We start from the raw sequence: 24,493 nt of genomic DNA on the forward strand, positions 1-24,493 counted from the left end.
GATTAGAAAGTACATCCCTCGCTTTCCCGAAATTATCGCGTCTGTTCTCCTAACCCCTGGGGTTGCCATTTTTCCTCCGGCAATCTCAGGGGATTTTTTTAAGATAAGCAAATGCAATGCAGGATTGAATCCCTGTTGAAGGCGCTGCAAAGCCCTGACGATGACATCAATAAAAAGGAGCGATAAACATGTGTATTAAGCAAATAAAACGGCGCATGGCTGGTTTGAGCGCATTGATTTTCACATTCATGAGCCTGAGCGCAGAAGCCAAAATTGAGCAGTTTCAGGAAAGTTATACTGGGTATTTGCCCATGGAATATAGCCTAGATGGCGTGTATTACGTGGGGGAACACACTTTCAGCAATGGCAGCGCAACATTAACGCTTTATTACGAGGCGCTGAGCCTGCTGCAAGACCAATTGTATGTGGTGTTTGGCAGTTATAGCAGAAATCAGGGGCTGTCTTTGCCACTTGGGCAGTTTGACTTTTCACTCTCAGCACCAGACCCCATCACACCACCCGATCCTGCATTCAATGCATTGCCTATCGCGGGCAGTTTTTATTTTCAAGACATCCTCATGATGCCAGATGGTCAGCTTGAGGTTTTTTATAGTGAGTTTGGTTTGTTGAAAGGCTTTTTGAGTCCGCAAAATGCACTGTCTTTCACGATTGATTGGACCATCTATACACGCGATCGGCGCACGCTTGTCCCGGCACCTCCCACCACTTGGCTATTCGGCACTGGCTTAATATTTTTGGCTTGGGTTGCCTTTAGGCGTCAGCGTCAAGCCCCAGCTTGGCCTATCGCAAACATGCATTTTTAGATGCAGCAGGGCTGGTTGCTTTCAGCCACGTGGTGGTTGCCTGCGCACGTTAAATCTCGGTTTAATGGGTTGAATCCCCCAAAAGTGGCTTTAAATTGCATGGCATGTATTTTGCCATTAAGGAGCATGGATAAAACAATGTATTGGTGTGGCATTAATTTACAGTGGGCGTATACCGATTTGCTCGGCTATATCCGCTTTAAAGTGACTTGCCCACATCTGGCCAAAGATATCCTGCACGACGCCTTGATCCGTTATACGGTTTCAGGCAGTGTGAATAAGGGCAGCGAGCCACATGCCTACATTCGTAGCATCGCCAAAAACCTGATCGTAGATAGTTACCACAACGCGCAGCGCTTTGTTTCCCTTGAGGCGGATAGTGGGCTCAACCGCGAATGGCTCGAGTCACCCACCTTATCCGTTGAGCAACTCAATGATATTAAACAGCGGCTGGAAATGATTCAGCAGATTTTGGCGCAACTGCCGCCGCGTTGTCGCCAGGTGTTCTGGATGTACCGCGTAGAAGGTTATACCCAAAGCGAGATTGCGACCGCACTGGGCATCAGCAAAAACATGGTCGAGCGCCATGTCATGCGGGCCATCGTCGATTTAAGCAGTGCGCGTGCGTTAATGGTGGTGGAGGCATGATGCAGCAAAACCATGAAGATGTCATCCGACAAACCGCCGTGCGCTGGTATATGCGTATGCGAGAGGCCGCGCCGGACGCTCCTGATCGCACCTCATTTGAAGTCTGGATGCTATCAGATCGCAGGCACCGGGCCGCCTATCAAATGATAGAGTCCACCATGGAAGACTTCAGCTCGATTGAGCGCTTGCAGGCGCTTTCTAATGCGCTCTCGCAAAAACAGTATTTTGAGCAAAATGCCCGCCGCAAAAAAGTCAGCAAGCTGGGCTCCGGCTTGGCCGTGCTACTGCTCTGTGTTGGCCTGGGATTTTTAGGACGCACGCAATATCAACAATGGCAAGCGGCGCCACTGTCGAGTGAAGTGCAAACCACTGCCGTGGCGCAAATGGTCAAACGCACACTGGAGGATGGCTCGGTGGTCACTGCCAATGCCAACAGTGCCATGGAGATCGTGTTTTACCGTCATCAGCGCCTGGTCAAATTAACACGCGGCGAAGCCATTTTTGAGGTGACTAAAGACCCCAATCGCCCCTTTGTGGTCGAAACGCAGCAAGCCAAGGTGACCGTGCTTGGTACGCGATTTGCAGTGAACCAACTCAGCCACAAAGTGCGTATCAGTGTTGACCATGGTCGCGTGCAAGTGGCGCGCGCCGATGGTAGCGAACATACGCTGATATTACGCAATGGCGAAGTGGCAGAGATCGAGCAAATGAATGCACCACACAAAGTTAATCGTAATGCGGCTGACAGCTTCAGCTTTATCAATGGTCGCATTGTGTTTGACCGCGCCGACATGTTTGAAGTGGCCGACACCTTATCTCGCTACCGCAACCCCACCGTGCAAGCCCTGTTTTTTGGCAATCAGACGCCCAAAGTGAATGCCGTACTCAACGTGGCCGAGCTTGAAAGCTTTATTCAAACCTTACCGCAATCGGTGCCAGTCACCCTCAAGCGCAAACACGAAACCTTGGTCATCGAGCCTATTAGGTAATTCTTTACATTTCTTTTGATTGCCTGATATCAGGCATTTCAGTCCTTCGTCGGTTACGACTTTAACAAGCCCTGTAACCGACGGATGCTCCATGCAAAATAACACGCTTAAAACAGCCGCGCTGGCCGCATTGATTGGCCTGCACATGCCCACAGCACTCTACGCAGAACTCAATACCGCCTTGCCCGGCGAACAAGAGGAAGGCTTTGCCGTCCCCCTCAACCTCGATATGCCCGCCCAGCCACTCGCCGCAGCGTTGCGCCAGTTTGCTATCCAAAGCAATCTGTCACTCACCGTGGATAGTGCGCTCATCGTCGATAAAAAATCCCCCGCTATTAAAGGTCGCATCACACGCAAAGAAGCGATCAAACGCATGCTGGAAGGCACAGGCCTGCAAGGCATGATTGATGGGGAGAAAATTCTCATTAAACGCGTCAACAAAGCTGAGGCCAAAGACATTCAACTCGATAAAGTCGAAGTCCGCGCCAAACGCTTTTATGAAGTAGGGCCACTGCCAGGCTTAGGGTTAACCAAAGAGGAAATTCCTGGCAACGTGCAAAGCATCTCTGCTCAAGAAATCAAAGAAGCGCACTCGTTAAGTATCACAGACTTAATGAACCGCAAGCTGCAATCAGTGTCGGTGAATGATTACCAAGGCAATCCATTCCAGATGGACGTTCAATATCGTGGTTTTACTGCTGGACCTCAGATTGGTACGCCACAAGGGTTATCCGTGTTCATTGACGGCATTCGGGTCAATGAGCCTTTTGGCGATGTAGTGAACTGGGACATGATTCCCATGAATGCATTGGCTAGCGTTGATGTGTTCCCTGGCTCTAATCCCATCTTTGGTTTAAACACTTTAGGTGGAGCATTTACTTTAAAAACCAAAGATGGATTCAATAATGAAGGTATTGATGCACAAGTATTGACGGGCTCATTTGGGCGAAAGCAGCTTCAATTGGAAGGTGGTGTCAACAACGGAAAATTTGCACTATTCGGAGCTGGTAACTTTTTTTTAGAGGATGGCTGGCGAGAAAATTCACCAAGCAAAGTGAATCAATTTTTTGGTAAGGCTAGTTATCGTGGCGATAAATTAGACCTAAATCTAAGCACACTTTTGGTTGGAAATGATTTGGTAGGTAACGGACTCATTCCAAGCGAGATGTATAGACAAGATCGAAATAGCGTCTTTACAAGTCCGGACGAAACCAAAAACAGGCTGCAACAGTTTCAGTTAAGTGGTAGTTATTTTGTCAATGATAATTTTACGGTCACAGGTCAAATTTATCGTAGAAATAGTAATCGTAGGCAAAAGGGGGGGGATGCTTTTTTAGAGGGATTTAATGGCCAAACCTTGAATGACGCTTTAAAAAAACCCGGTAGTAATTATCAATACACGTGTCTGTTTAGATCAAGCCCTGCAGGAGCTTACGGGCCAGGTAGTGCCGCTAACGCTTATGGTCTGCCTGACTATATTGTTATTCCGGTTGTTGGCTATGATCCGGCTATCGACCCTGCCACAGGATTACCAGTAAACGATTTCATCAACACACCCATATACGATGAAATGGTTAATTCCAATACATTTGATCCGGCTAATTATAGTGGTTTGATTAACCAACCATTACCAAAAGAGTTTCTTGCCGGATATGAATATGATTACACCATATTTAGAAACTTTGCAGAGAACGAGTCATTTAAAAGAAATAAATCAGGCCCACCACCTTTTATTACTGATCCAGACCCGACTTTTTTTAACGAAAGTAGATTTAGATCCCAATTTTCTAGTGCTTTATTTGGGGCGCTGTTAGATGGAACCAACGGCGTCTTATATTCCGAATCAGAGTACTTTTTTACACAAGATCCTGTGAGTGGTGTGATCACCAAAAACTATGTGATGTTGCTGGATGCTATAAATACTACAGAGTGTGCAGACGGGCAGGGTACTCAGACTGCAGATTTAAATATTCTAGACCCCATCACCGGGTTGCCAAGATCCATAGATGGAGTTAACGATGGCGGCCCCGGCTATGCTGAAGGTACGCCTACTGCAATCTTGACTGATAATCAAATTGATCAATTAACCGATGGCGCATCCATCCAGCTTAATTGGAACTTTGAAAAACATAAGTTCATGGTTGGGGCATCTATAGATGCTGCCAGTGCAGAATACACCAATACACAACAGCTGGGTTTCTTGACTGCAGACCGCGAGGCTTATTTAGATCCGGATCAAGCGCACCCTAGATTTGCTGCTGCTTTAGTCCCGTTAAGTAATAATAATTTTGAAGGGACTAACGCCACTAAAAGTGTTTATTTTAGCGAGACATGGAAACCGGTAGACACATTGAGTCTTAGCCTCAGCGGCCGTTATAACGAGACTCAAACAAAAAACAAAATTGCAACCCGAAGCGGTTTTTTTAATTTCGGTCCTGGTGACTTGAGGGCAGAACCAGACAAATACAATACTTGTACAGATGTGGATGGAAATGGTGTCGTTAATGCTGCCGACTGTGTAGGCATTCCACTTGGTTATCGTACTCCACGTTTAAACGATGTCCTCGACCCGGCAGAAACTGAGAAGTTTAGTTTTTATTCATTTAATCCCTCTTTAGGTGCCACTTGGCAAGCAAAAGAAAACCTGAATTTGTTTGCCAGTCTCTCGCAAGGTACCCGCACACCCAGCGTAATTGAGCTTGGTTGTGCATTTGATAAAACGCCAACCCCTGACCTTGCCGGCACTATAAGACCCAGAAGTCTCGCTCAAAATCGTGAATGTCGCTTGCCCTCTGCACTCTCAGGCGACCCATTTTTACCCCAGATTAGAGCAACAACGTACGACATAGGGATGCGTGGAAATTTTTCTGACACATTTGGTGCAGATAGCATCCAGTGGAATCTTGGTGCATATCAAACGGATTTAAAAGACGACATTTACTTTGTAGCAGTGGGCAATGGCCAGGGTTTTTTCGACAGCATCGGCAAAACCAGAAGGCGTGGTTTAGAGGCTGGGTTATCTGGGAAGAAAGATAGATGGAGCTTCGGTTTGAATTATGGGCTCACAGATGCCACTTTTGAAGACACGTTTAAGTTAATCAGTATCGACAATAGCAGTTCAGTTGACACAGGCGATGGCTTTGGACCATCTATTACCGTGAACAAAGGCAATCGTATGCCAGGTACAGCTTTACACAATTTGAATGCCAGCTTGAGTTACGACGTGACTGATAAATGGAGGGTTGGCATGACTGCTATTGCCCATTCCGAAAGCTTCGTAAGGGGAAATGAAAATAATGAACACAAGGCTGGAGTGAGAAGGCTTCAACAGGTTGTAGCAACCACTCCTAACGCTGTTATCGACCCTGTTACTGGACTGGCGTTCATTTCATTACCACCTACCACTAATCCTGGCAAAGTACCTGGCTATATGACTTTTAACTTCCAAACCAGTTATAAATTTAACAAGGAATGGACGGCCACCATGATTATTAACAATATTTTTGACAAAGAGTATTTTAGTGCAGGCAGGTTAGGGCGCAACCCATTTTCACCAAGTATTAATGGCGCAATCGGTGTAAGCGGATACAACCATAATTCCGGAGATTGGTTAAGTACAAACTATATCGCTCCTGGAGCGCCTCGTGGTATTTGGTTTAGCTTGAACTGGCTTTTTGTGCCGGATTGATTTTCACTGCTTTACAGGTTTTGAACTTAGAGTAAAGCTCCAAAATTACAATCGGTTTTTAGACGACCCCAAAAAATTCATTGCACTTTTGCTCTGACCCTACCGATAAGCCTATCAGCGTAAACTGGTTAAAATCATTTGCTTTGCAGTTGATTGAATTGCGTCATGTAGTCTTCTACCCATTGTTGCGCATGCAAGCGTTGTTTGGCCGTCGTTGTGGCATGCAGGTTTGCGATGGTTTCACAGCCCAGTTGGGTGACGGTATCGACATAGGCTTGGTAAGCTGGATTTGGGCTGTTTTGCATGCGCTCAAACCCTGCGCGCACCAGTTGCGATTTTTGTTCGTTTGGCGTGGCGGGATTTCGTAATGCTTTTAAAATTTCCAAAGCATCTTCATCGCGGCGCAAAATCTCAGAGTAGATTATCGCCGGGTCAATGTCATGCTTGGCAATGGCTTGCTTAAGCATATTGATTTGTTTGTCGTTTAAATCCCCATATACTTTTTCAGCAAAATCTTGGGATTTATCCAACCTCACTTCACGCTGTTCTTCGGTCGTTTCCTGCCACCATTCTTCTTTCCATTCTTGGTTGCGTTTTTCTAGCTTTTTTTGAAAATGCTGCAATTGTTTATCGCTCAGCGTGCTGCCAATGTCCACAATGATGGGGGTCATTTTGGGTTGCAGCATTTGCAGGTTTGATTTGATAGATTCAATGCGCTGGCAGGCGGTTTGTGCGCTCACATCATGGCTTAGATCATCATGTATTTCATTCAGCAACGAAACATAACGCGGTAATTCGTTTTTACGATGCCATGCATGCATATCCTGCAGGGCGAGTTTAAGTTTCGTTTTTTGCGGTTCATTAAAATTAAAATAATCATCCAACCGCCATGCGATGAGTGCCGGTGCGTTGTTATAGGCGGTCTTGACCAGACTACAACTGATCACAAAAACAGCGAGCAGGCATATAAAGCAGTTTTTAATTTTTCGCATGTCTATACGACTAGGGCTGACGCCCTAAGGTTGCGTAACCGACAAATTGTAGGCACGGTTTCCACTGTTTATGGCCTGGCCTTCTTGCCTGCGTAAGCCTGATTTAACGGCGCGAAGCTGCCATGTTGAATCAACTAAGGCCCACGATTGGGGGGTGGCGGTGGCGGGTAATAGCCTGCACCGGGATTGTTTGCAGGGCGTGGATTGCCTTGAGAGTAGGTTTTAGCCATGCTGGCAGGCACTGGAATACGGTGCCCAGCGGCGTACATGCATTGCAAGTAGGCGTTGTCGTATTTGTCTTGCGCGTTGTTGCCGCTGACATTGGCGGCATTGGCACCGATGGCGCCGCCAGACAAGGCCCCCATGCCTGCACCAATCGCCGCCCCTTCACCGCCACCAGCGGCTGCGCCAATTGCAGCGCCCACCACCGTGCCTACGGCAGCGGTGCCGGCCAAGCTAGCGTTATATTGCTGGTTGACGGTTTTGCCGCCAATCTGCGTCAGGGCAAAGTCTCGGCAAGAGAGATCATCTGCCCTAAAAACATTAAAGGCTTTGCCAGTGCCGGGTAGGGCCATATTGCTGGGGCCAGTGGGATTGGTGGCACAGGCAGAGAGTGCCATCGCGATCAATAGGCAGGAGAGTATTGGCGTCTTGCGCATGGCTAGACCTTAGTTGGCTGATGTGGCTGGTGGCGGCGTAGGGGAGACTTGCTTCCAGCCTGCCGGACAATCTTTGATGTAAGGGTAGTAGCCATTGGCTTGCTCGCAGTAGTACCAATACGCTTGACCGTTATTGTTACCTGCGCTCGCAGCGGGCGGGCTTACCTGCGCTGGTGGGGTGCTGCTATCGCTAACTTGTTCAATATATACCTGGGGTTGTGGTTGCGTCACAATGACGGGTGGCGCGCTGACCACATAGGGGTATGGATAAGCATAAGGCGAATAAGGATAAGGAAAATATGGGTATGGGGCGCCAAAGTAAACGCCGACGCCACCTCCGCCCCGATGCCAGCCGCCCCGTCCGGGGGGGTGTGCCTGCGCCATTTGGCTCGACAGCAGCATCAACGCGACCAGACTGCCCAGGCAGAATCGTTTAAAAATTTTCATATCGCCTCCATTACCTATCGATCTGTTTATAAGACGAAAGCATACGCATTTTTATCCCGTGCGCGGTCGGTGGTTTTGTATCGGTGTGTATCTGGCGCCGGGTTTGATGGTTGGGTATTGGATAGTGTTAGGCAGCCGGGTGGCAACTGCGGTATGCTAGGCATTAACATCTAAGTCTTTACGCCCTTATGCAACAACACGCCATACAACAAATTAATCTCGCTTATGACCAACAACAAGACCGCTTGCTGTTGAAAGCCGCTGTCAGTGACGAACAGGAAGTCCGCCTTTGGCTGTCCTATCGCGTGGCTCGCCAAATGTTTAAAGTCCTTAACCGTGAGGCACATTTGCCCGTGTCGACATTGACGCTCGGCGATCTCTCGTCCACCCCCGCGCTAGCATCACCGATCGAGGCGCGTCGCGAGTTTGCGCAAGAGGCAGACGCAGTACAACAATTGGCGCATCTCGACTTTACAACGACTTATCAACCACGGCCATCTACCTTGGGTGAAGCGGTGCTGTTAGTGGTCAATGCGCGTTTCGTGTCGATTAATGACCAGTTAAACCATATGCAACTGGCCTGTGCCAACGGCTCGAATGTCAATATGCGATTAAATCATCCTCTGGTGTTAGCCATGAGTCGCATGCTGATGGTGGCCAGTCAGGATGCTGGTTGGGCGTTGCCTGCGCACAGCCCCAGGGAACCCGAGGCGGTTTCTAGCATCGTAATGCAAGTATCAAAAGAAAAACAGGTGTTACATTGATAGATCAAATTACGCTCGGGGATAGCGGCATTCGCGTCCCCAAAATCGCGCTTGGGACCATGACCTTTGGCGATCAGAATACGCAGCAAGACGCAGAAGATCAGCTCAGCTTTGCGCTGTCGCAAGGCATCAACTTTATTGATACGGCTGAGATGTACCCGGTGCCGCCGCGAGCAGACACGGTGACACGCACTGAAACCATACTGGGGCATTGGCTTAAAAAACAGGCACGCGACCGCATTGTGTTGGCGTCTAAAGTCGCCGGTCCACGGCGCGGCATGCACTGGATCCGTGGTGGGCCGAGTGGGATGGATCGTGCGAATATTCGTCAGGCCGTGCATGACAGTCTGACAAGGCTACAAACCGATTACCTCGATGTGTTATACCTGCATTGGCCCGAGCGCAACGTACCGATGTTCGGCCAATATCAGTTTGACCCACGTGCAGAGCGGGACGCGAACGGCCAGCCAGTGGACTGGGTGCCCATTCAAACCCAACTCGAAGTCCTCGGCGAGTTGATCCAAGAAGGTAAGGTGCGAGCCATTGGCTTGAGTAACGAACAACCTTGGGGGGTAATGGAGTTTCTGCGCCTGTCGCGTGAGCAAGGCTTGCCACGGATTGCCGTGCTGCAAAATTGTTATAACCTGATGAATCGCGGCATGGAGTTTGGCATGGCCGAGATCTTGCACCGCGAGCGCGTGACACTGGCCGCTTACTCGCCACTGGCATTTGGACATTTGACCGGAAAATATGTCGATGATCCGTCAACTCCGGGTCGCGTGACCTTGTATTTGGGCTATGCTCAACGGTATAAAAAACCAGGCGTGCCCGTTGCAGCCAAAGCCTATGCTGAGCTGGCACGTGCGCATGGACTCACGCCAACCGAATTGGCTTTGAGTTTTGTTTATCACCGATGGTTTGTCGGCTGCACCATTATTGGCGCTACCAATATGCGGCAACTGCAACAAAATGTTGCAGCTTACCAAGTTCGTTTGAGTGATGAAGTCCTCAATGCCATCGAGCAATTACATTTGACCATGATGAATCCGGCGCCTTAATTCGGGCGGCCTTAGAAGGGAATCCTTATGTTTAACCTACATTCTCTACGCTGCTTGCTGCAGTGTGGCCTCATCTTGTGTGTCAGCAGCTTTGCCACTCAAGGGCAGGCGGCTGCTTCCAGCGACATGCAGACAGCCTTACGCACCTGCCAAACAGCGTTTAGTGAAGATGCCAGCCGCCGCTTGGTGTGCTTTGATCAAGTGGCACAGACCTATGCTGCCGCGCCGGCGGTGGCCATGGAAGAGTCACCGAAGCAGGCTGCATTAGTCAAAACGGTGGATGCCAAAACCAGCTACCTGACGCGCAAATGGCATTTGAACGCGCAAGATGAGTTACATTTTACTGACCTCGAAACCCATCAGCCGAACTACATTGTCGCGGCTTATTCCAATAACCCGAATGACGTACCGACTTCGCCCTCCAGACCAAACATGGCAGATCGTGATTTAAGCCATAATGATCTGCATTTTCAGATCAGCTTGAAAACGCAGTTAATGAATTTATCTGAGTGGTTGCCAGATAATCAGTGGGTACACAGCGCTCGCCTATGGGGGGCTTATACACAACAATCATTTTGGCAGGTATATAGTGCGAGCCAGTCGCGTCCGATGCGGGAACACAATTATTCGCCCGAGTTGATATTGTCCTTAGGGTTGAACAAGCCGGGGGAATCTAAAGCGGCTGCATTGTTGCCAGACATGGTCAATGTGGGTCTTGTGCATGAGTCTAACGGACGTTCCGAGCCCTTGTCGCGCAGCTGGAACCGACTTTACCTACAAGGGGGGTGGCAGTTAGGCGATCGCTACAGCGTGCTCTTTCGGCCATGGTGGCGTATACCTGATAGTAAATCCAATGACGACAACCCGGATATCAGCAAATATATGGGCTATGGTGACGCCGTATTGCGTTGGGATAACGAGGCCAACACCACGTCTGCCAGCATGACCTTGCGTAACAACATGCGCAGTGACAACAAAGGCTATGTCAAATTGGACGTGCAATACAAACCACTTAAAAGTGAGAGCGTGCGGTTTTACGCCATGTTAGCCAGTGGGTATGGCGTCTCGTTGTTAGACTATAATCAGGCGCAAACCATGTTTGGTATTGGTTTCGCCGTCGGTGAGTAGGCTGTGCCTCATGCATCGGCATTCATCCACCCCCATTGAATAAATCTGTGATGCGTCCACTCTCCATTACCTTTCAACGGTTTCTCGCCTCTGAGCAAGCCAGTAGTGTGCTGTTGCTGCTGGTTACTGTGCTCGCCTTATGCATCGCCAACAGCGTGTGGGCAGCGCATTATCACCAGTTTTGGCATATGCCCTGGTTGGGCTTGACGCTGGAGGAATGGGTCAATGATGGCCTGATGGCTTTGTTTTTCTTATTGATTGGCCTTGAACTCAAGCGTGAGTTGTATGTGGGTGAGTTATCCAGCCTTAACAACGCCTTGTTGCCGACCATAGCAGCGGTCGGCGGCATGCTTGTGCCAGCACTCATTTTCTGGCAATTTAACCATGGCACAGCTTATCAAGCCGGAGTGGGGATCCCCATGGCGACTGACATTGCTTTTGCGCTGGGCGTACTGTCTATGCTGGGCAAACGGGTGCCTGCGCCATTAAAAGTATTTTTGGTTGCCTTTGCAGTGATTGATGACCTCGGCGCCGCCATCATGATTGCGGTGTTTTACACCGCCACACTATCTTGGCCGCACCTGCTCGGCGCGTTGGCGGTGTTGGCCTTCTTGTTTGCGCTCAATCGCTGGGGCGTATTATCCATGATCCCTTATCTGCTCGGCGGGGCGCTCATGTGGTGGTTAACGTTGAAATCAGGCGTGCATGCCACCTTGGCGGGCATTGCATTGGCGTTTGCGATTCCATTTAACAGCCGCAAACACAAGCAACAGGAGGATCACTCATCGCCATCGCATCAGCTCGAACACGCCTTACATTTGCCAGTCGCTTTTTTGATTCTGCCGGTATTTGCCTTTGCCAACACTGGCGTGCATATCGAGGCGCAAAGCTTGAGTGCAGTGTTCACGCATGCCAATAGTCAAGGGATTATTCTCGGGCTGCTTGTTGGTAAGCCAATCGGGATCACGCTGGCAGTGTTATTGGCCATTGTCACGGGGATATGTAAATTGCATGCACCATTGCGTTTGGCACATATTGCCGGCGCCGCGATGCTCGGTGGCATCGGCTTTACCATGTCAATTTTTATTACTAATTTAGCGTTTAGTGACACGGCAGAGGCGATCAATCTATCTAAAATGGCCATTCTCACTGGTTCACTACTGTCTGGCTTGGCAGGCTGGTTGTGGTTGAAGGTCGCCTTAGGGCAAAACCGCATTCGCCCGCATTGACTGTGTCAGCGCGGGAAGATCGCTTTGGCTAAAGATGACTAAGCAAAATCATGAGCCCTTTTTGGCGATGTTACGCAAGCATTAAGATCTTGAGCTGCGTATAGTTACATCAATCGAGATGTGATGTAAAACCACTTAATCAAGGAGATCTACCATGTGGACTAAACCAGCTGCTACTGAAATGCGTTTTGGCTTCGAAGTAACAATGTACGTCATGAACAAGTAATTTACTCATTACTTGTATCAACGCAAACCCGGCTACATGCCGGGTTTGTTGTTTTAAGCCCACCGAAAAGCTGCCGCGCTCAGCCTGGCACTAAAACTGCGCTCCACCCATGTGAAGCCTATAGGTGATTGAGTCGGGCATGCTCGCCCAATCCGATCGGTGTTGCGGCTGCAATCGATGCCACCATGGCAAACAATCGAACGACCTTGCTATGCGGCGCATCCCAATACTCTGCCAAATGCGGGATGAATTTGAGTAAGCATAAATTAGGGGAGGTCGGCCCTTCAGGAAACCAGGGTTTCGCAAACGGCGTCCAAAGTGCTTGCTGACGGTCCGGATTGACTTCAATTTCGCCATGACCGGACAAAGACACATACACGCCATTCGGCTCCCCACTGAACGCGAGATTCAGCGTATCGAGATGCGCCACCTTTTCTGAAGTCCGATCGGTAAAAAACCAGATCACGCCTTGAGCATCCATTTCAATGGGCCCCATCGGTTGACTGATCAACAGGCCTTGATGGTCAATAAACGTGAGCATGGCCAGATCGAAATCTGCAATCAGTTCGCCTAATTGATGACGTTCAGCCATGTGTTGTGTGTGTAATTTCATGCGCATGTCTTTCAAAAAAAATTAAACACCAATCGATTTTTCAACACTGTCACCACTGGCCACCACGATATAGTCCTCAATATCAAGATCAGGGTTTTCTGCGCTAAACCGCGTTTTACCTATTCTGTAGCCGTCTTCAATATCTTGTGCTAAGACATTTGCCCCCCATAATGGGTTGCCTTGATTCGGTTCACCTTGCCACACGCTGATATAAAATATGGCCATCGTAGTTCTCTCGTCATTGTGATATTCACTCACATCATAAGCACGCTCGGCATTGCACACCGTCAGGTCTTGGCTGAATGTTGTGTCAGAACATACACAGGCCCACTTTGTGTGGCACCTCAAAATTCCTACATTGGCTTCAGTGCCCGCCGCCTAGGCAGGCGCTAGGCGAGCAGTCATATTAGAGACCTAGCCATTCGCCAATATAACCAAAAGGAGTTGTTATGATAGACGCCACCGAAATCAAAGCAGATATGCCAGTGACGACCGCGCAGGCCGAACACTTTGCTGTGGTTGATCATCTCGAAAGCGAGGATGTGATCAAACTGAAAAAGGACGACACAGGGGTGCATCACTATATCCCGGTCAGTTGGGTGATTTCTACCGAGGGCGGTATCGTGAAAGTGAATCGTACCTTGGCGCAGATTACCCAAGATTGGGAGGCGGATTAATGCGCTTCTACTAAAGACGAAGCCCCGGGCTTGAGGTGGGGCTTCGTGCATTGTTTCAAACAGTGCGCCTTGTGGCGTTAAACACTTCAGTGTGCAGAAGCTTCTGCACGCGCCGTATCGCGGAGTTGCTTGACCTGATCATGGTTGCGCTGGGCGCCTTCCAGTTGGCGGACGATGACAAATTTGATGTCCGCGGGCAAGTCTTCGGCTGCTGCTTTGCGGTAGCTGGCAAGCGCCGTATCTTCACCGCGTTCAACTTCATTTAACACCGCGACCGTATCATTGCTGGTGAGTGCTATTTTGAGCGCAATCCAACGCCGATGTAACGCGCCACCCAAACTGCTAGATGCCGCAGGTTCGCCGCCAATTGAACGCACCAAATCCTGTAGCTCTTGCACGCTGGTCGCAACGTCTTGCGATCGACTTAAAAAGAAGGCTTTCAACTGTGGGTCGTCAACTTGCTCCGCCGATGTGCGAAACCCTTCCTCACCGTCTTTTGATACTTCAATTAAATCATTGAGGATAGAAATAATCTCGTCATTGTCTGCCATGGTAGGTCTCCAAAAGGTTGCGATTGATGAAACGCTTATTATGTCGAGGCCCTTTGGCGTGTCCCATCGGCTGAATTCGCAACGTGCTGTAGGATTCACTGTATGGCGGCCACACCCCCTCGGTCAGTCTGGTTTTGGTGATCTGTTCTTTCCTACATTGAAATCAGCCAATGGCTTGTGGAAAGGCTTGGCGGGCGGTTGTTTAATACAACTTTATCGTCCATATCCCCCAAGGAGACCAGATGAATCCGATACGCTTGTTTCATTTTATTTCGCCCAAGCACCTGCAGCCCACAGTGCGCAAGGTCTCTAAACCCAGTGTTTCGCAATTAATGCTGCTTTATGTGTTGCCTTTATCGTTGATTCCTTGCGTCATGATGTACTTGCGCTTGTATCATCACTATCCCAAGTTATTTGTTGATCACTTGCCCGGCAACCGATTGCTGATGGTGAGCGCTGAGCTATTATTCTTGCAACTCGGTGTGTTGTTATTGATGGCTTGGATCACACAGAACTTGGCAGAGATGGTGAATATCAAACCAGATTTTCGCGACTCGTTGCTGATCATGACCATTGCGACCACGCCCATGTGGTTAACTTCGCTGTTTTATATTGTCCCCAGCTTAAGTTTTAATGTCGTGGTGCATGCCATTGCGGTATTGCTATCGATATTGCTGGTTTACCGCGGAGTGAGATACATTTTTGATGTGCGTGAGCGGGGTGCGCTGGTGACTTTAAGCATGGCGATTGTGTGTACCGCCGGTCTAGGGTTCGCCGTGATCCTGATCGGCTCATTAATCTCATGGGAGGCCATTGAACAGTTGCAATTTGCAGTGCAAAAAATGTAATTAAACCGGGAGCGTGGCGGCGCGACCTGCCACGCCCGTGACGGGAGTGAGGTGGTGCGCCAGCGCATAGTGGATGAGTGCCGCATTATTATCCACCTGCATTTTTTTGAGGATTTTTGAGCGAAACACACTCACCGAGCCCGGCGCAATGCATAACTCAATCGCCACCGCGTTCACCGGCTGACCTTTGATTAATTTAAAAAACACTTGCAGTTCACGCAGCGACAAACGTTCATGCAACAAGGGCTGGCTACTGGCGAGCGGTTGCACATGCTGCGGCATGACAAACTGTCGTCCACGCGCGATGGTGTGAATGGCTGGCAGCACGTGCGCGCTCGCTGCCGTGTAAGGCAAATAACCCGCGCAACCAAGGCGTACAAAGTGAACCATGCGTGCGATCAGCTCACTACCGTTGATAATCAGCACGGGGAGGGCCGGAAAAGCCTGTTTGAGGTCGCAGAATAATTCGAGGCCGTTAGTCTCTGGCGCAGACACATCCAGAATTAACGCGTCACAAGGCTGCTGACGAATTTTAGTGATGGCCTCGCTCACACAACTGGCCTCGTCTGTCAGATGCAAGTGATGATCTTCGGTAATCAGCGCCTTCAGGGCATTGTGGCTGAGTGCGTGACCGTAGATGAGCAAAATGTTTTTCATGGCGCGCTTATTGCCGTCAGCACGGTTCAATCTTCTTGGGTGTCAACGGCTTCATCGTTGTCAGCCACTTCCAGTGCGTCGGGTTGCTTGTTTCGCGCAAATAACCGTGTTGGATTTCTCTGCGCTGATTTTCCATTTGCCTTCACATTCCAGATCACGTTACCCACATCGTCCGCCACCAGTAGATGGCCTTTTTGGTCGACCAACACCCCGACCGGGCGGCCTTGTGCTTCGCCATCGCGATTGAGAAAATCCGTGAGCACATCAATCGGTTGGCCCGCCGGTTTGCCTTGTTCAAATGGCACAAAAATTACTTTGTACCCGCTATAAGGGTGGCGGTTCCAGGAGCCATGTTGGCCGACAAACATTCCGTTTTTAAATTGTGCCGGTAGTTGGTTGCCTTTGGCAGCAGCGAGTCCGAGCGAGGCGGTATGGGCACCGAGCGCATAATCTGGCTGGATAGCTTTGGCGACCAGGTCTGGTTGTTGCGGTTGAATGCGCGTATCCACATGTTGGCCAAAATAACTGTAAGGCCAACCATAAAAACCGTTCGGTGCTACGGCAGTCATGTAGTCTGGCACCAGATCGCTACCGAGTTCGTCGCGCTCGTTCACCACCACCCACAAATCACCGCTTTCTGGCTCCCATGCCAAGCCGTTGGGGTTGCGCAGCCCTGAAGCATAAATGCGATGTTTGCCAGAGGTAGGGTCGACCTCCCAGATGGCAGCGCGCTCTTCTTCAACCGCCATGCCGTTTTCGCCGACATTGCTATTCGATCCCACCGTGACATACATTTTGCTGCCATCTTTTGTCGGCAAAATATTTTTAGTCCAGTGGTGATTGCGCTCTGCAGGAAGATCGGTCACTTTGGTCGGTGCGCTGGTGATCGTGGTCTGACCGCTTTCATAGGGAAACTTCACCAGTGCATCCGCATTGGCGACGTAAAACGTATTACCGATTAATGCCATGCCAAAGGGCGAGTGCAAGTCTTTGAGGAATACATGTTTTTCATCGGCTACGCCGTCACCGTCGTGATCGCGCAACAAGGTGATCTGATTCAAGCTTTCGGCGCCGGCGCCCGCCTGTTTCATCCATTTGCTGGCGATCCAGGCTTTTAAGCTAAAGCCCTGCTGTTTTTCACGATGATTGGTTTCAGCGACTAGAATGTCACCATTGGGTAACTCATACAGCCAACGTGGGTGATGCAATCCGCTAGCAAAGGCCGTGACTTGGGTACCTGCAGCTGGTGTCGGTCTTTTGCCTTCGGGCCAGCCCACGGCTTTGGCAACATGTACCGTTGGCAACCATGACTGTTGCGGTGAAGGTAAATCTGGTTGTGGGCCAAAACTGGCAGACTCAGGTAACTTGGTAGGTTGCGTACAACTGGTGAGTAGCAGCACGCCCACCGAAACGGTCAGTGTGTGTGCATGAGGACATTTTTTGTGCGACATTGGCATGGGGCGCTCCTAAGGTGTTTATTTTCTGATGGCGAGAATCTGGTACAGGTCAGTGTAGCCTTGCTCAAATCGGCTGGCGTGGTCTGTCATCCACCACTGGCAGTTGCGATAGATTCGCTCACCTGCACTGGCTGCAATGGCCTCGTACTGTGCCTCTAAATTGGCCAACCAGTGCCGCAAGGTCCGTACATACTGTCTGCGTAAACTATCCACCTTAAACACCTCAAACTGCGCGTGTTCGATCTGAGCCAGTAGTTGCGCCACATTGCTCAAGGGGGCGGCCCCCTCGGGTTGACCAGCGTCATTTTCAGCCGTCATGCCATGCAGTAGCATGCGGCCGCCCGGCTTGAGCGCAGCGTGCATATGCGCCAAGCATGCAGTGGTTTCTGTCGCGCTGAGAGGCTCCGCCATGTCAAGGCACACGGCTTTGTGATAGCGGCCTGCTTCTGGCAACGTTTGATCGTCGGCGAGTTTAATGGTGATTAAGTGCTGCAGCCCACGTTGTTCGACTTGCTTCACGGCGTAGGCATACTCAGTGGAGGTGTGGGTATAGCCATGAACGAATGCGCCATAATGGCTGGCCGCCCAACACGCTAACTCGCCCCAGCCACAACGCATATCGAGCAAGGTGTCTCCGTGTTGCAAGTGCAATTGCTGGCAGATCAAGGTCAGTTGGCTGCGTTGCGCTTGCGCCAGGGTATCGTGGGGACCGGAAAAGTGAGCACAAGTATGTAACAAGTGTTCATCCAGCCATAAGCGAGCAACGTCTTCGGCTACGGCCTGCGGTTGAGGCGCCGAAAACAATGCATCTGCCAGCAGATGACTTTCAATAGGCAACGCGTGTGATGTCGCATGCACCGGGTAGTGGCTCATGTTGTACTCCTGCTCAATGTGCACATTTGTTTTTTTGGCGCAGACACCCGCATACATTTTCCCTAACGCGGGTGGCTAGGCTGACAATGATTTGTCATGTGACAGCAGTGTAAAAATGCAACCTTAGCTAGAGTATCCGCGACTGGCTGATTGTGTTGTGGGACCTGTCTGACAGCGCTGGCATCTCAGGTCAGGCCGAGCTTCAGTCGGGCACGTATTAAGTCCTACAGCGAAATCAGTCGCTAGCCGACGCCCGGGTTGAAAGCGTCTGCTTAGAATAGTATTGCGTGCCATGGCGCGCATCATTCACAGGAGAAATGACATGAAAAAAACAATATTTAGTGCGCGATTGCTCAGTGTGTTGATCGGGGCCACTTGGATGGCTAGCGCTTGGTCTGCCCCACCGGTAGACAACACCGTGCCGCCTTGCGATCACGCGGGCACCTCGACTAAACCTGCATGTAATATGGATTCAGACAGCGTGAAAATGCCGCATGAAAAGGGGGTGATCGTGCCGCCAGAGGTGCCTGCTGAGGGCTTGCCAAATCAGGATAAACGCCGTCTGGAAGGGGTGCCGCCCAGACCACAGCCGCTGAATGCGACGCCATCTAGTCCCGGCAATGAGTTAAGAAACTAAAGCCAAGCTTGTCGATGGATTGGCTTTGACGATGCGACCAACCTAGGCGTGTCTGCACCCATAAGGAGAATGTGATGGACGTTGCAAAGCAGCCCTTGAATCCCCCGCAACATCAGAATGTGCAGCCCGGGTTAGAGGAAGATATGGTTCCTCAGCCTGAATATATTGATGCCGATTATCGCGGCAGTGAGCGTCTCAAGGATAAAGTGGCCTTGATCACCGGCGGCGATAGTGGCATTGGCCGTGCGGTGGCCGTGCATTTTGCGGCAGAAGGCGCAGATGTGGTGATTGTGTATCTCAACGAGCATGAAGATGCCGCTAAAACCAAGCATCTGGTAGAGGCCTATGGTCGCCGTTGTTTGCTGATCGCAGGAGATGTTGGCGATGAGCAATGTTGCGTCCAAGCGGTGCACGACACGCTATTACAGTTTGGCCACCTCGATATTTTGATCAACAATGCCGCACAACACTACCCCCAATCCAGCATTGTCGATATCAGCCAGCAACAACTAGAGCATACTTTTAAAACCAATATTTTCTCAATGTTTTACATGGTCAAAGCGGCCTTGCCACATTTGCCAAAAAACAGTCACATCATCAACACGGCCTCAGTGACCGCGTATCGCGGCAGCCCAGAGTTGCTGGATTACTCGGCGACCAAGGGTGCCGTGGTGTCCTTTACCCGCTCTTTATCTAAGCAATTGGTGGATAAGGATATCTATGTGAATGCCGTCGCGCCAGGGCCGGTATGGACGCCCTTGATTCCAGCAAGTTTTGATGAAAAAAAAGTAAGCGAATTTGGTAGTCAGGTGCCGCTCAATCGACCGGCACAACCGAGTGAGATTGCCCCTGCCTTTGTGTTTTTGGCTGGTCGGGCCTCGTCATACATGACCGGTCAGGTCATACACCCAAACGGCGGCGAAATCATCAACGGTTAATGGTCCTGCACAGTCGCTTCAAGCGGCTGGGCAGCGGCTTAGTCGAGCCTTCAGTGGCCGTCCCCAGCCTCGCATCACTTTCCCTAAAAAATGTCCGAATCATCCTACAACAATTTCCGCTTTTGTGACATGGGCGCAGGTTTTCCTTTTATTCATAATGTGGCTGGTCAGTGCTGCCATCAAGCACACACTCAACCATTAAGGAGAACAACCATGCATCACAAAATTGGCGTCAGCCTATTGTTATTAGTCGCTGGACTCTCGGCATGTGACAAGCAGCCTGCCACCTCTGGCGTCGCTGGCGAGGCCGCTACTAGCAAAGCCATCGCGTTTGTTAAAACACAAGATGGCTCGCCGCTAGAAATCAATGCTGCACTATTTGATACGCCGGCCGCCAAGACGTTTTTGACCACAGGTAAAAATACTTACGTCGGTCAAGAAGCGGCGATCGCCCAAGGTAAAAAAATCTTTCAATTGTATTCATGCACGCAATGCCATGGCCCAGATGCCGGTGGTCAGGTGGGTCCGGCGCTGACTGGGCCAAATTATAACTACGCCAAAGATGCCACCAATAAAGGTATGTTCGAGACGGTCTGGCACGGTACCAACGGCGGCATGGGTGCCAAGGGCAAAGGGCTGATGGATCCGTCCGATCCAAATAACGGCATCACGCCAGACGAGTTGCTGAAAGTCATCGCCTGGATCCGCAGCCACGGTAGTTTGACCGGCAACGAAGATGTCGCCTCGTGATTGTCCTACAACGATTTGTGGGGTGACTGACATACAGGGTGCACTCGCATGGTTAGCATCGAGTCAACCCTGTTAACAAGACGGGTTACCCCATCATCATAAAAGGAGTCGATCATGAAAAAACATCTTTCTATCGTATTTGCCGGTTTGTTAATGACTGCCACCACTAGCGTCTGGGCTGCGCCGGCGGATAATGTTCCGCCTACCCAGCAGCAAAAAAATCAGGTGCCGGATACCAATCAGAATGGTAATTATCTCGAGCCACAGGCAGACAACAATAATGCTGCCAGTGATCCGCAGTCACAAAAGCAGAGTGGGGCGAACAAGACGAACAAGCCCGCCAATGTAGAAAAAAGTAAGCGTTTTCATGAAAAGCCCCAAGACGGAGGCACCGGCGTGAAACCATAGCGGCATGCGGCGTTCAGGCAAGCTGCCATGCACGTCAGTGGAGGATTACCGCCTGCGGTGGTCGATATTTTTCCATTTAAAACATCTCTCAACGTCTGGAGCCTACGATGACCGAACAAGCACTGAAATTATGTATGGAGCTTTGCAAAAAATCCGCAGAGACCTGTGAAAGTTGTGCCATCGCCTGCGAGAGTGAGGCGGATCCCATGCTACGAAGTTGTATTGAGCTCACCATGGATTGCGCGGATTTTTGTCGTCTGACGGCGTCGTTTATTGCCCGCCGTAGCGATTTTATTGCGCTGGTCTGCCAAGACTGCGCTGAAATTTGCACACGATGCGCAGAAAGCTGTGAACAACATGCTTCTGAACGCTGCCGCGCTTGTGCGCAAGCTTGCCGTCGTTGTGCGGCAGAATGTCTACAAGTGGGCGTGGTCGCACTGGCCTAATAGAGGCCGAGCAATGCAAAAGGCCCGTGCATTTATCCCAATACGGGTCTGTTGCCCCCTTTAGCCAGCCTGCGTTTGTTTGAGCGAGAGGATAATGAATTCTGCAGGTCGGATAGCTGCCATGCCTAAGCGGATGACCATTTGACTGTTTGCAATATCGTTTTCTGTCATGCTTTTGCCTAAGCCAATGTGAACGAAAAAAGCCTGCGCAGGCTTGCGACCTTGCAGGGCGCCTTGTCGCCATAGCCAAGTGAGCAGTTGTTCTGTCATGTGCTGCGCGCGCGCCCAAGTTTGGGCGGTATTTGGCTCAAACACCAACTGCGCCAATCCTGCGCTGATCGCGGCCTCTGTGTGGCTAAACAAGCGCCTAACAGGAATATAACGCCACTCATTGTCGTTACCCGCTAAGGTTCTCGCCCCCCAAATCAGTGTGCCTTTCCCCGTAAACGCTCGGATGAGATTGATCGATTTTCCGCTCTCGGCGTCGATGTTGTAATTCGCTTGCTCGGCATTGCTGAGTTTAAACAGCGGTTGCATAACCTGCTGCAATGCAACGTTAGCCGCGACCTTCCAAACGCCGCGAGTTTGGTCGGTCGCCACATAGGCGCCCAGCACTGCACCGCTGGCGGGTAAAGTATTCAGCGCTAGCGTTGCAGCGTCTAGCCATTGCTTGCCCAGCGCAAACTGTTGAAACAAGGTGGCATGTAATGATTGCGACAGGGTTTGCGTGTCTGCGCTGGCGTTGACCTGTGTGAGCGCACGGATGTCTGCGAGCAGCGCCAGCATATCGGCATCGCTGGTCAGGCTTTCTGCAGCCACTTCAACGTCGTCTGCTTTGCGCTTAAACACCAGTTGTGTGAGGGAGAGCGTGCGCACGAAACGCACAAGTATCCACGGCCCGTAAGCCGCGCCAAATGGTAAATGCGCACTGCCGAGGCTTTGTTTAAAGCGAGCAGCTTCTAAGGCAAACTCGGTTGCATCATGGCTTAAACGCAGATCAAACACGGCGAAGCGATTGGGCCTCTCAGCGCATTGCGCCAATGCGCTGGCCTCTAAGCGATGGGATTCATGACAAATCGTGGCTTCTGGCATGGCAATGAGCGTCACTTGTGTTATTTGCGCCAGCGCGGCCAAGCCTGCGGCGAGATTGTTAGCTGTCACCGCTGTACGGTAATCCCCCACTGAGACAATCACACATTGCACGCCGCCATTGGCAAAAAATAAACGCACGCTGTCATACAGATAAAAGGGTTGGTTCACCGTGGCATTGGTCACTTGTTGTGCTGCATCTAACTATAATGTAATGGTAGGCGTTGGCGGGCCGCCGAATAGGGACTCAAATTCGAGCAAAGAGTGCACCTTGGTTGGCGTGAGCGTTAGCGATACATCCGTTTGTGCAGCTTTTTCGGTGTAACCGATAAAGGCTGGCAACGTGGCATCAAGCGTGGGAATGGTCGGTGGCTGAGTAGTGATTTCTTCAATATACACGCCAGGCGCTTGGTTGGTCGGCATCAAAATCCCTCCCGATGGCTGATACGGACGCATCAGCAGTCAATAGATCACAATGCATTATAGACCTACGCGCAACAAGCGGTGTGAGAGCGCTTTTGGGAGAGGGGGATCAGTAACAAAATGCCCATAGGGCTCATCAAGAGGCCTATGGGCAAGCGCGACGGTAAAGCCTTATTGTGCGACTACAATATCATCTTTCACACCGGTCACACCTTTTACATTTTTAGCCAGTTTAACCGCTTTATCGGCCTCGGCTTTAGATTTGACCATGCCAGACAATTGCACCAAGCCATTGCTGTCGGTTTCTACTTTAATATCGGTGGCACTCACGGCTTTATCTTTGGCAAATGCAGTTTTCACCTTGGCGGTAATTACAGAGTCTTCAACCTTGGTGCCAAGTGAGTCACCATCCGCGGCGAAACCTGCCATTGGCAAAGTTAATGCGCTCACTAACAACAGAGATTTGATAATGTTTTTCATGATGAGTCCTTATTCAGTCATTGATCGAGCCTCCATTATTAAGAGATCACCTCCGCTAAGGAATACCGCAGATTCTGATACTTGCGTAGGACATCACTGACGAAACCAAAAGTTGTTATACCATAGCACCCTACATAAATCTCACCCGCTCACGCATGCAACTGCATTACCAAATTCAAGGCCACCACCAAGCCCAGCCATTATTATTTTTGCATGGGCTATTTGGCTCAGCCGACAACTGGGGCACCATCGCCAAACATTTTGCCCAGCACTATCAGGTGATCACCGTAGATTTGCGCAATCACGGCCGTTCACCGCACAGCGACTCGCAAACGTTCCCTGAGATGGCCGCCGACGTCGCTGAAACCCTCGATGCATTAGGTATCGGCCGCGTGCATTTAATTGGTCATTCGCTGGGTGGCAAAGTCGCTATGCAGTTCGCCAGCCTTTATGCCGAGCGCGTACACACGCTTACGGTGGTGGACATGGCTACACGCGCCTATGCTGACGCGCACACGCATTTAATGGATGCGATGCAGGCCTTAAATTTGCAGCAACTGCCATCCCGTCAAGCGGTTGATCAAGCATTATCGGCACAGATTCCATCGCTGATGGTACGCCAGTTTTTACTCACCAACTTGGTCAAACATGAAGAGCAATTTCAGTGGCGGATTCCGCTATCTGCGCTCAAAGCCAACTACAGCCATTTTCAAGCCGCCCTGGCCGCGCAGTCGTCGCGACCGACTTTGATTATTCGTGGTGCACGCAGTGACTATGTGCGCGAGTCTGATATTGCCGACATGCAGCAACAGTTTACCCAGGCCACATTTGTGACCTTGCCCACGGACCATTGGGTGCACGCCGAACAGCCGCAGCTATTTATCCAAGCCATTGAGGATTTTTTCAGTGGTCTCAATCATCAGGGCTGACTGCTGAAAATCATGAGCCTGTTTCAGGTAAAACAGCGCTGAACAAGGCTGAGGATGAGGCGCAT

29 protein-coding genes are annotated in these 24,493 nt (G+C 50.4%); 17 read left to right on the plus strand and 12 right to left on the minus strand.

What is annotated here, in order from left to right:
- The first annotated feature begins 188 nt into the window (after positions 1-188).
- The 4 genes from FIT99_RS02910 to FIT99_RS02925 all read left to right on the plus strand — a co-directional run bounded on the left by FIT99_RS02910 (position 189) and on the right by FIT99_RS02925 (position 6,149).
- Entirely contained in the window at positions 189-824 is a 636-nt protein-coding gene (locus FIT99_RS02910) for a PEP-CTERM sorting domain-containing protein (protein ID WP_140002806.1), read from the plus strand.
- Positions 825-950: 126 nt separating this feature from the next.
- Positions 951-1,472 carry an RNA polymerase sigma factor gene (locus tag FIT99_RS02915; protein ID WP_140002809.1) on the plus strand — a complete coding sequence of 174 codons (522 nt, stop codon included), beginning with the start codon at positions 951-953 and terminating at the stop codon, positions 1,470-1,472.
- Positions 1,469-2,461 (plus strand): FecR family protein, encoded by a 993-nt coding sequence (locus FIT99_RS02920; RefSeq protein WP_140002812.1) that lies wholly within the window; start codon positions 1,469-1,471, stop codon positions 2,459-2,461. The genes FIT99_RS02915 and FIT99_RS02920 overlap by 4 nt, the downstream gene beginning before the upstream one ends.
- 91 nt (positions 2,462-2,552) lie before the next feature.
- Positions 2,553-6,149, plus strand: coding sequence for a TonB-dependent receptor domain-containing protein (locus FIT99_RS02925; RefSeq protein WP_140002815.1), 3,597 nt, complete (start codon positions 2,553-2,555; stop codon positions 6,147-6,149).
- 134 nt (positions 6,150-6,283) lie between these two features.
- Here the strand turns inward: FIT99_RS02925 and FIT99_RS02930 are convergent, their stop codons facing one another.
- The 3 genes from FIT99_RS02930 to FIT99_RS02940 form a co-directional block, all read right to left on the minus strand.
- Positions 6,284-7,141, minus strand: coding sequence for a DUF6279 family lipoprotein (locus tag FIT99_RS02930; RefSeq protein ID WP_140002818.1), 858 nt, complete (start codon positions 7,139-7,141; stop codon positions 6,284-6,286).
- Between the two features lie 134 nt (positions 7,142-7,275).
- Positions 7,276-7,800 (minus strand): YMGG-like glycine zipper-containing protein, encoded by a 525-nt coding sequence (locus FIT99_RS02935; RefSeq protein WP_189524775.1) that lies wholly within the window; start codon positions 7,798-7,800, stop codon positions 7,276-7,278.
- 9 nt (positions 7,801-7,809) lie between these two features.
- Positions 7,810-8,247 (minus strand): hypothetical protein, encoded by a 438-nt coding sequence (locus FIT99_RS02940; protein ID WP_140002821.1) that lies wholly within the window; start codon positions 8,245-8,247, stop codon positions 7,810-7,812.
- A gap of 188 nt (positions 8,248-8,435) precedes the next feature.
- Between FIT99_RS02940 and FIT99_RS02945 the strand changes: the two genes are divergently transcribed.
- The 5 genes from FIT99_RS02945 to pqqA all read left to right on the plus strand — a co-directional run bounded on the left by FIT99_RS02945 (position 8,436) and on the right by pqqA (position 12,652).
- Positions 8,436-9,011, plus strand: coding sequence for a hypothetical protein (locus FIT99_RS02945; RefSeq protein ID WP_140002824.1), 576 nt, complete (start codon positions 8,436-8,438; stop codon positions 9,009-9,011).
- A complete protein-coding gene (locus FIT99_RS02950; RefSeq protein ID WP_140004612.1) occupies positions 9,011-10,069 on the plus strand; it encodes an aldo/keto reductase in 1,059 nt (352 codons plus the stop codon). The genes FIT99_RS02945 and FIT99_RS02950 overlap by 1 nt, the downstream gene beginning before the upstream one ends.
- A 27-nt stretch (positions 10,070-10,096) precedes the next feature.
- Positions 10,097-11,197 carry a phospholipase A gene (locus FIT99_RS02955; protein ID WP_140002827.1) on the plus strand — a complete coding sequence of 367 codons (1,101 nt, stop codon included), beginning with the start codon at positions 10,097-10,099 and terminating at the stop codon, positions 11,195-11,197.
- 50 nt (positions 11,198-11,247) lie between these two features.
- Positions 11,248-12,426 carry a Na+/H+ antiporter NhaA gene (nhaA, locus tag FIT99_RS02960; RefSeq protein ID WP_140002829.1) on the plus strand — a complete coding sequence of 393 codons (1,179 nt, stop codon included), beginning with the start codon at positions 11,248-11,250 and terminating at the stop codon, positions 12,424-12,426.
- A 154-nt stretch (positions 12,427-12,580) separates the two neighbouring features.
- Positions 12,581-12,652: a pyrroloquinoline quinone precursor peptide PqqA gene (gene pqqA / locus FIT99_RS02965; RefSeq protein WP_081624291.1), complete on the plus strand. Its 72-nt coding sequence runs from the start codon at positions 12,581-12,583 to the stop codon at positions 12,650-12,652.
- A 118-nt stretch (positions 12,653-12,770) separates the two neighbouring features.
- Here the strand turns inward: pqqA and FIT99_RS02970 are convergent, their stop codons facing one another.
- Together FIT99_RS02970 and FIT99_RS02975 are read right to left on the minus strand one after the other, a co-directional pair.
- A complete protein-coding gene (locus FIT99_RS02970; RefSeq protein WP_140002831.1) occupies positions 12,771-13,265 on the minus strand; it encodes a pyridoxamine 5'-phosphate oxidase family protein in 495 nt (164 codons plus the stop codon).
- A gap of 21 nt (positions 13,266-13,286) precedes the next feature.
- Positions 13,287-13,490 (minus strand): hypothetical protein, encoded by a 204-nt coding sequence (locus FIT99_RS02975; protein ID WP_140002833.1) that lies wholly within the window; start codon positions 13,488-13,490, stop codon positions 13,287-13,289.
- A gap of 224 nt (positions 13,491-13,714) precedes the next feature.
- On the opposite strand from FIT99_RS02975, the gene FIT99_RS02980 reads away from it, so the two are divergent.
- Positions 13,715-13,942, plus strand: a complete 228-nt coding sequence (locus tag FIT99_RS02980) for a DUF2171 domain-containing protein (RefSeq protein ID WP_140002835.1) — start codon at positions 13,715-13,717, stop codon at positions 13,940-13,942.
- A gap of 86 nt (positions 13,943-14,028) precedes the next feature.
- On the opposite strand, the gene FIT99_RS02985 is transcribed toward FIT99_RS02980, so the two are convergent.
- The gene (locus tag FIT99_RS02985; RefSeq protein WP_140002837.1) at positions 14,029-14,493 is read right to left on the minus strand and encodes a PA2169 family four-helix-bundle protein; all 465 of its coding nucleotides are present in this window, start codon (positions 14,491-14,493) and stop codon (positions 14,029-14,031) included.
- A gap of 242 nt (positions 14,494-14,735) precedes the next feature.
- Here FIT99_RS02985 and FIT99_RS02990 point away from each other — a divergent pair, with 242 nt between their 5' ends.
- Complete coding sequence (locus FIT99_RS02990; protein WP_140002839.1) at positions 14,736-15,341, plus strand: YIP1 family protein; 606 nt, start codon at positions 14,736-14,738, stop codon at positions 15,339-15,341.
- Here FIT99_RS02990 and FIT99_RS02995 read toward each other — a convergent pair whose 3' ends face one another.
- Genes FIT99_RS02995 through FIT99_RS03005 form a run of 3 tightly spaced genes read right to left on the minus strand, consistent with a single transcriptional unit; the run spans position 15,342 to position 18,328 of the window.
- The gene (locus FIT99_RS02995; protein ID WP_140002841.1) at positions 15,342-15,998 is read right to left on the minus strand and encodes a LuxR C-terminal-related transcriptional regulator; all 657 of its coding nucleotides are present in this window, start codon (positions 15,996-15,998) and stop codon (positions 15,342-15,344) included.
- Positions 15,999-16,024: 26 nt separating this feature from the next.
- Positions 16,025-17,449, minus strand: coding sequence for a PQQ-dependent sugar dehydrogenase (locus FIT99_RS03000; RefSeq protein ID WP_140004613.1), 1,425 nt, complete (start codon positions 17,447-17,449; stop codon positions 16,025-16,027).
- Between the two features lie 24 nt (positions 17,450-17,473).
- Positions 17,474-18,328, minus strand: coding sequence for a class I SAM-dependent methyltransferase (locus FIT99_RS03005; protein WP_189524776.1), 855 nt, complete (start codon positions 18,326-18,328; stop codon positions 17,474-17,476).
- 322 nt (positions 18,329-18,650) lie between these two features.
- Here FIT99_RS03005 and FIT99_RS03010 point away from each other — a divergent pair, with 322 nt between their 5' ends.
- The 5 genes from FIT99_RS03010 (at position 18,651) to FIT99_RS03030 (ending at position 21,507) form a co-directional block, all read left to right on the plus strand.
- A complete protein-coding gene (locus FIT99_RS03010; protein ID WP_140002845.1) occupies positions 18,651-18,965 on the plus strand; it encodes a hypothetical protein in 315 nt (104 codons plus the stop codon).
- 74 nt (positions 18,966-19,039) lie between these two features.
- Positions 19,040-19,903 carry an SDR family oxidoreductase gene (locus tag FIT99_RS03015; RefSeq protein ID WP_140002847.1) on the plus strand — a complete coding sequence of 288 codons (864 nt, stop codon included), beginning with the start codon at positions 19,040-19,042 and terminating at the stop codon, positions 19,901-19,903.
- 213 nt (positions 19,904-20,116) lie between these two features.
- Entirely contained in the window at positions 20,117-20,653 is a 537-nt protein-coding gene (locus FIT99_RS03020) for a c-type cytochrome (protein WP_140002849.1), read from the plus strand.
- Positions 20,654-20,767: 114 nt separating this feature from the next.
- On the plus strand, positions 20,768-21,061 hold the full coding sequence (locus FIT99_RS03025; RefSeq protein ID WP_223261258.1) for a hypothetical protein: 294 nt from the start codon (positions 20,768-20,770) through the stop codon (positions 21,059-21,061).
- 107 nt (positions 21,062-21,168) lie between these two features.
- Positions 21,169-21,507, plus strand: a complete 339-nt coding sequence (locus FIT99_RS03030; RefSeq protein ID WP_140002851.1) for a four-helix bundle copper-binding protein — start codon at positions 21,169-21,171, stop codon at positions 21,505-21,507.
- Between the two features lie 60 nt (positions 21,508-21,567).
- Here FIT99_RS03030 and FIT99_RS03035 read toward each other — a convergent pair whose 3' ends face one another.
- From FIT99_RS03035 to FIT99_RS03040, 3 genes are all read right to left on the minus strand, one after another.
- Positions 21,568-22,782: a phage tail sheath family protein gene (locus FIT99_RS03035; protein WP_223261259.1), complete on the minus strand. Its 1,215-nt coding sequence runs from the start codon at positions 22,780-22,782 to the stop codon at positions 21,568-21,570.
- Between the two features lie 18 nt (positions 22,783-22,800).
- Positions 22,801-23,022, minus strand: coding sequence for a hypothetical protein (locus tag FIT99_RS12440; RefSeq protein ID WP_223261260.1), 222 nt, complete (start codon positions 23,020-23,022; stop codon positions 22,801-22,803).
- 168 nt (positions 23,023-23,190) lie between these two features.
- The gene (locus tag FIT99_RS03040; RefSeq protein ID WP_140002853.1) at positions 23,191-23,499 is read right to left on the minus strand and encodes a BON domain-containing protein; all 309 of its coding nucleotides are present in this window, start codon (positions 23,497-23,499) and stop codon (positions 23,191-23,193) included.
- A 155-nt stretch (positions 23,500-23,654) separates the two neighbouring features.
- Between FIT99_RS03040 and FIT99_RS03045 the strand changes: the two genes are divergently transcribed.
- On the plus strand, positions 23,655-24,428 hold the full coding sequence (locus tag FIT99_RS03045; protein ID WP_140002855.1) for an alpha/beta fold hydrolase: 774 nt from the start codon (positions 23,655-23,657) through the stop codon (positions 24,426-24,428).
- The last annotated feature ends 65 nt before the right edge of the window (positions 24,429-24,493 follow it).

It is taken from the genome of Methylophilus medardicus (assembly GCF_006363955.1).
Taxonomy (GTDB): Bacteria; Pseudomonadota; Gammaproteobacteria; order Burkholderiales; family Methylophilaceae; genus Methylophilus; species Methylophilus medardensis.